Source organism: Peribacillus sp. YIM B13482, assembly GCF_042787975.1.
GTDB lineage: Bacteria > Bacillota > Bacilli > Bacillales > DSM-1321 > Peribacillus > Peribacillus simplex_A.
The window spans coordinates 39007-45448 of sequence record NZ_JBHZPF010000045.1 but is presented as its reverse complement, the minus strand read 5'-3'; the positions used below and the strand labels follow the sequence as shown (position 1 = coordinate 45448).

At 35.4% G+C, this 6442-nt stretch carries 5 protein-coding genes; 2 read left to right on the top strand and 3 right to left on the bottom strand.

The features are described 5' to 3' along the window. The first annotated feature begins 397 nt into the window (after window positions 1-397). Both ACFX4L_RS18915 and ACFX4L_RS18910 read left to right on the top strand, forming a co-directional pair. Window positions 398-1054 (top strand): GPP34 family phosphoprotein, encoded by a 657-nt coding sequence (locus ACFX4L_RS18915; RefSeq protein ID WP_377383172.1) that lies wholly within the window; start codon window positions 398-400, stop codon window positions 1052-1054. 12 nt (window positions 1055-1066) lie between these two features. Beyond that, window positions 1067-1330 (top strand): MerR family transcriptional regulator, encoded by a 264-nt coding sequence (locus tag ACFX4L_RS18910; protein ID WP_089363280.1) that lies wholly within the window; start codon window positions 1067-1069, stop codon window positions 1328-1330. Window positions 1331-1702: 372 nt separating this feature from the next. On the opposite strand, the gene ACFX4L_RS18905 is transcribed toward ACFX4L_RS18910, so the two are convergent. The 3 genes from ACFX4L_RS18905 to ACFX4L_RS18895 all read right to left on the bottom strand — a co-directional run bounded on the left by ACFX4L_RS18905 (window position 1703) and on the right by ACFX4L_RS18895 (window position 5968). Next, complete coding sequence (locus tag ACFX4L_RS18905; RefSeq protein WP_061462797.1) at window positions 1703-1960, bottom strand: DUF2533 family protein; 258 nt, start codon at window positions 1958-1960, stop codon at window positions 1703-1705. A 901-nt stretch (window positions 1961-2861) separates the two neighbouring features. After that, the gene (locus ACFX4L_RS18900) at window positions 2862-4199 is read right to left on the bottom strand and encodes a purple acid phosphatase family protein (protein WP_377383170.1); all 1338 of its coding nucleotides are present in this window, start codon (window positions 4197-4199) and stop codon (window positions 2862-2864) included. A gap of 1007 nt (window positions 4200-5206) precedes the next feature. Further along, window positions 5207-5968, bottom strand: coding sequence for a GTP cyclohydrolase II (locus ACFX4L_RS18895; RefSeq protein ID WP_377383168.1), 762 nt, complete (start codon window positions 5966-5968; stop codon window positions 5207-5209). Between the last annotated feature and the right edge of the window lie 474 nt (window positions 5969-6442).

The following is a 6442-nucleotide window of genomic DNA, read 5'->3' as shown; positions in this document are numbered from 1 at the left end:
TAGTAGATTCTCCTCACTTATTGTGTATGATTCTACATGCCCTTATTTTTATTGTCCAACTAAGTGTAACCTGTCCACAGTCAATAGAAGGAAGCTTGAAGAAATAAAAAAATAGGGGTGTTTTATTATTTCTCCTAATTTACTTTGCGGTCTACAGCAAGAACCCTGTCACTAGCCTTAATATCAAAAAAGAAGGGGCTGCCTCAAAATCGTGAAAAAATGATTTTGAGACAGCCCATTTTTTGCTCTCAAATATTAAATTTACTTGACACAAAAAGAAATAAAATGCATAGTTTAAATCATAAGTAGTAAGTGATAAGTAATAAGTAATAAGTAATAAGTGATAAACGGTAAGTCACATTATTGAATTGGACTAAAACTAATGAGAGGTGTTTTTATGAAGGATATGGAAATTTCGCAAAAATATTTATTATTAGCACTAAATGATAAAGGCAGTGTTGCTGCTATTGGCAGTATGAGGGTTCGTGCTTTTATGGTTGCCAGTGGAATTTTAGAACTTACAGCAGAAGATATTGTTTCGTTTTCGGAGAATCAAGTGACATTAAAACAAGATTTACCAAGTAATAAAGGGTATTTGGGTTCAATCTATAATATGATTTCCGAAGATAATTCAATATCCCTGAAAAAATTAGCAAGGGGAATAGTTACTAAACGAAATTTATTCAAGGAATTATTCAACGCAGTCGGTGATTCTTTAGTGGAATTGGATTTGGTCTCCAAAACAAATGCTGGCTTATTAGGACGATCCAACCACTTTATACCCAGTGAAGGTGCTAAAAAATTAATTGTAGAACAAATTCGTGCAGAATTATTAGAAGAGGGACCAGTTTCAACCGATACAGTTGTTCTTTCAAGTTTGTTAATAGGCAGTCGTATGTTGAAGAACTATTTCAGTAAATTCGAGGAAGAAGACCTTAATGATAAATTATCTATGCTTCGCAATGATACGGCTAACAAAGAAATTTTTGCAATGATTGATGCGTTATCACACACAATTAATACAATCATTGCTTCTGCTTCGGCAGGTTCATAAGGGGGGATTTAAGTGTCAAGGAGACGTTCATTAGAAGATATTTTGAAATCTGAGTATATATCTATCGGTGAACTGGCTCGAATAACTGATTTGAGATACAGTACATTAAAATATTATACCGAAGCTAATTTAATTCCATTTGAACAATTAGATGAAAACTTAACACGTCGTTACCCTCGAGAAGCAGCAGTGGAAAGAGTTGAGACTATTAAAAGCTTAAAGAAATCTGGCTTATCCATTGCGGAGATTAGAGATAAAATAGCGAAACAAAGTTAACAAAATATAACTTTTAGAGTATCGATTTGATCAAAAAAGGGTTACTACCTTAGAATCATTACGACCGTGGAACAACCAATAATAGTAATAATTACCGGTTACACCCTTACCGTGGTGAAAACCGGTTATTTTTTACACACCCCTTAGCGTTGTAAATTCGCGTTTTGCTGGCATGCCCATCAAGCTAACAACATAAATTACAAGAAAACCAACGAAAGTATTTTTTCAAAATTAACCCTTTTTTTTAGATTAAAAGAAAAAGAGCCCTCATTTCTGGGGGCTATAAATTATCTTTAATATTTGATTAGGAGGTCGAGGGTTAACACCGATATTCGGTGCTTTTTCTTACGACTAAGAGATCAGTAAATTATTTTACTTTAATGACTCCACATATGAATGAACCATTTCTGGGGTAACTAATTTACGAGTAGGTATTAGCCTTTGGTTTGCAAGAACATTGATTTGCATAGTGATTTGATTAATATGGTCTGTTGTAAAATCCTTTTCAGCCTTACATAATTCTATAGCTCCTTGAATATAATCTTCACGTTGTTGGTCTAATAGGGAAAATTCAGTAAAAAGTTGATTTTGTTTTTGAGCATGTAACGTAAGGGCTTTATGTACACTCATTGTCCTTCACTCCTATAATTTTTTTTAATAGCTACTTCTATATTAACATCATTTTTTTAGCAATAGCAAAAACTATAAAAGATAAATCCAAAAGGTAGTTGATTCACGCATCGGATGTGATTATGAAAGAGGTCTGGAATACTGAAGTGAACCCAAAAAGTTAGACACTATATTTACTTAGTCCCTGCAAAAGAAGTGCAATAGAAAGTATATTAGAAGAAAAAAGAATGTTTTTCCAACCGGATTATAGGGACGGAGAGCAAAAAGGGCTGAAAAAAATGAGGTTAGCAATGCGAAAAACGGTGAGAAAAAGTAATACAGTCCTGGTATTGTTTAGTGGAGTTATAGATTCTACTGTTGGAGAAGACTTTCCAACATACTAAGGCTATGCTGTGGTACCTGCTAGAATGTATAATACAGCAAATACTATAATTTAAAAATATATTGAACTTATTTTTAATAACTCATATAAATTTCATTGGGATATGCACGAACCGCAAAAATGATTATATTCTCTTTCGGTAGTTATATAAGATACTTCTATGAAAAAGGATTTATCATAGTAGAGTGCTTGGTAAAGTGAGACCTGGGCAAGTCAAGTGTATGAGAATCCTGCTCTTGGCACCTTAAATAATCCATACTCGATTAAGCGCCAAAAGTTTGGTTGATACAATTTTATTTATATTACAATGGAATTAGTTTTGACAGGGAAGGGCGTGTTTGAATCCCTCACAGGTCATCTTTTAAACAAGGATCAACGTGTTCAAAATTTAGTGAAATGAGGTAAATGGAAGTTCCGCCCCCGTGTCCCCAGAAGAAAAATAATGGGGGTGAAACAAAAGGAAAGGGAGACCCTGAAGATCTCCCTAACAATATGCTTTGTTGGCTTTTCGAAAAGCTGTTATTTCTTGATGATACCAAATTGATCAATAATATAAGGTTCTGCATTATTCTTGTTTTGATCAATCTCATAAGTTACGGCAGTCAGTTTTTCTTTATCCATGCTGATACCAACGAATTTTTGAATTTGGCCGCGTACTGGACGGGTGTTATTGCTTGGGTCTGGGCCATAGATCGCTGAATGATTTTCATCGGCTACTTCGAAAAGATTATAGAAAGCTTCTCCAAGTACGGGATCTTGATTTTTGTAATATACTTTTGGTCCAGCTGTTGCAGGGATCAAATAAATAGCGCCATCTGGATTAACGGTATATTCAACTGTTTGTCCTTTTTTAGTTTCCGTAATTTTTTCAGTTTCTGAAGCCGTACCATTACTCGTGATCGGTTTCGTACGTGCATAAATATGGTCATGTCCTTGAAGGACAAAGTCAATGTCAAGCTCCGCCATGAGTGGTGCCACCTGGTTTCTCACTCCGTTCGGATCCATGATATCATCATCCGTTGCATGGTTAGAAGTCGTATAAGGTCCCTTGTGAATATTAACAATAACCCATTTAGATCCATTGGCTTTGGCTGCTTTTACATCTTCCTTCAACCATTCAATTTGATTTTCCGAAAAGTTCGCATATTTCTCAGAATCCTCGTTGCTATTGAGGACAACAAAGTGAGCGTTACTGTAATCGTAAGAATAATAGGCACCTGTTTCGGTAGCTGAGTTTTCAGGCACATCCAGGTTAAAATGGTCGATAAAAGCATAACTTTCATCCTCGTGATTCCCCGCGGATGGTGCAAATGTCGTGTTTAGCAAGCTTTCCTGAGAGTGCCCTAGTAGCCAATCCCATTGTTCCTCTTTGACTCCATCGTCAACTAAGTCGCCATTATGAACCATGAACTCGGCGTTAGGGACCGTATCTAAAGCTTTTGAAATGGTTTCGGACGAAAGGATCGCCTCATCTTCCGTTTTAGCTTGAGTATCGGTCAAGTCAATAAAGGTAAAAGCACCATTTTTGGGTGCTGTTGTAAACGTACCTACTTCACTCCAATTGTTTAATGATGCATCTCCAACACGGTAGTAGTATTCAGTATCTGCCTTAAGTCCAGTTGCTTCTGCTTTATGTACATACTCTTTTTGAGAATTTGTAGAAATGTTTTGAGTACCTGAAAATTTTAAGGCTTTCTTAAAATCAGGCTTCTTAACGCCCGGCTTTTTCACAACTTGTAAATCACTGTTCTTGGAATCCAGTGAAGTGTACCAAGTGAATCCTTTAGAATTCGTAGAATTGCCATTAAATGTAACGGTCACTTTACTAACATATGGATTTGAATCAGCTGCTGCCAAAGAGAGAGTACTGCCATACCCACCCACAATGCTTAGAGTCAGGGCAACTGAAATCAATTTTTTTGAGTTTTTTTCACGTAGCTTTTCCTCCTATATATTTATGATTACTATCCCTTAGGACAGCAAGTTAAATATAACAAAACTAAATATCTATATTATTAATCATATATATTAATAATGTTAAGATATGGTATTACAGCACAAAGACAATACCGTTACAATGCCCACTTGAGACTAACGGAGAAGTTTCTTTAAGGACTATTTTTAAATATAACCATGAAGGACATATAATCTCAGTAACATATAGTGGGGACAAATCATACAAGGAACACTGATTGGAATTGTAAAAGAGGATAGTTGCTTAGTGGTTAAGGTATGACCATGTTAATAGCAAAATTGAAATTAGGAGGAAATGTGTTTCTACTCCTAAAAGTCTTACCAGATGGGCGAATTATGCCCATATTAAAATTGGAAATGGCTTGACGCTGAAGTAACTGAAGGCAGTTCAATCATTGAGGAAATTGTTATATAAAATTATTATGCCTAATAAGGAGTTCTTATTGTACGGAAGGGTGCGATTTTTCAATAAGAAGACCGCTTTATATTTTGTGCTACGGGGTTGTTTTGTTCAACATTAAGCATTAAAAATCTCTATAATAATTCGTAGATATAAGAGTATGAATAATGCAAGAAGGCATATTAAAAACACAGAATAAATTTAGTGAAAGGAGGGAGCAAAGTGAAAAAGGACACATAATTAGGGTTATTTCTTTCGTTGATTGTATTATTTGGTTTTCCCGTAGTTTATTTAGTTGTCTGTTTTCCATAACAAGTCATTTTATTAACAATATAAATATGATATTACATTCATGATTCATGTGGTTCCCCCGCTAAAAAATGCTTTCTTATTCCAGCAATTCGGAAACATTCGGTAAACATATCTAACAAGGGGAATTAGGGCGGTTTTACCTTATGGGGTAAAGCCAATTTCATATAAAACAAATGAATCATTCATTTTGTTTAATATCTTTTAAATGACCGGAACGTACGACTTTAGTTTCTAAATATTTTTCATTAAACTCGGAGGTATCTCCCCATAACGGAATTCTGCCTGCAACATTGGCACCTGAATTTTGAAGGGCTTCTAATTTTCTCGGATTGTTGGTGATAAGTGTCACTGGATTGGAGCGCAGTTTTTTTAACACTCGAATGGCGTCATCATAGTTACGTGCATCATCCACAAATCCAAGCTCTAAATTCGCTTCCACCGTATCCAATCCTTCTTCTTGCAGAACATAAGCCATGGCTTTACTAAATAATCCGATGCCTCTTCCTTCGTGATTCGCTAAATAAAATAAAGCACCGGTTCCTTGAGCAGCAATCATTTTCATAGCATGTTTTAGTTGAAAGCCACAATCACATCGTTTGCTGCCAAATATATCACCAGTATGACAAATGCTATGCATCCGGATAAGAGCATCCGAGGAATTTTGAAAATCTCCATACAGCAACACACTGGATTGCTGCATTTCCGCTAAATTGGAAGAGGCTAAAGTTTCAATGATCTTTTCCATATTATAAGAGCCTTCATTACAAAAATGACCTGCCATATTATCACATCGTAACCAGCAATACCATTGGAATATAGTTGTTTCGCCATCTAAGTTAACGGGTAATTTGATAGGTCCGACTAAATAAATGGATTTTTCATCACCTTTAATAACGTTAATTTTATCTTCTAATATCAAGGCGACTTTTTCATTAATCATAAAAACTTCCTCCTTATGTTTCAAAATATTTAATGTACTGTTGGGCAAAATATTATTATGGACCAGTTCTGTTCATATTGTACCCAATCCACTCTTTTGGAATCGTTTGTTTTAAAAAGAAGCAAAAGTCCAAATGTACTAAAGCGAAAGAATAGTCCAAAAGGTTATCCCCTATTTTCTGTGTGAAAACCCCTGTCCATATAGTCAACTTGAACGAAAACTTAATTGTGAAAGTCATATCACTTTCCTGATTGGACGAAAAAAGATTTAACCCACTTAAGTTCCTCTTTTTAATAAAGGAGATATTCTATATGTCAGGTTGTGACGGCGGTTTTGGATTCGGTGGAGGTTTCACATTTGGTCCGTTTTGTTACCTCTTAATCGTTGATGAAGCAGTTGTGTTGGGTTGATCCGGAGGCGGTTACGGATATGTTGGTTACTGCTAATAAATAGTATAAAAAAAGTCAGCCTATA

Bases quoted from the DNA above. Each gene is read 5' to 3' on its own strand.
- ACFX4L_RS18915 (WP_377383172.1), top strand. From the start codon at position 398: ATGAAGGATATGGAAATTTCGCAAAAATATTTATTATTAGCACTAAAT.
- ACFX4L_RS18905 (WP_061462797.1), bottom strand. From the start codon at position 1,960: ATGAGTGTACATAAAGCCCTTACGTTACATGCTCAAAAACAAAATCAA.
- ACFX4L_RS18895 (WP_377383168.1), bottom strand. From the start codon at position 5,968: ATGATTAATGAAAAAGTCGCCTTGATATTAGAAGATAAAATTAACGTT.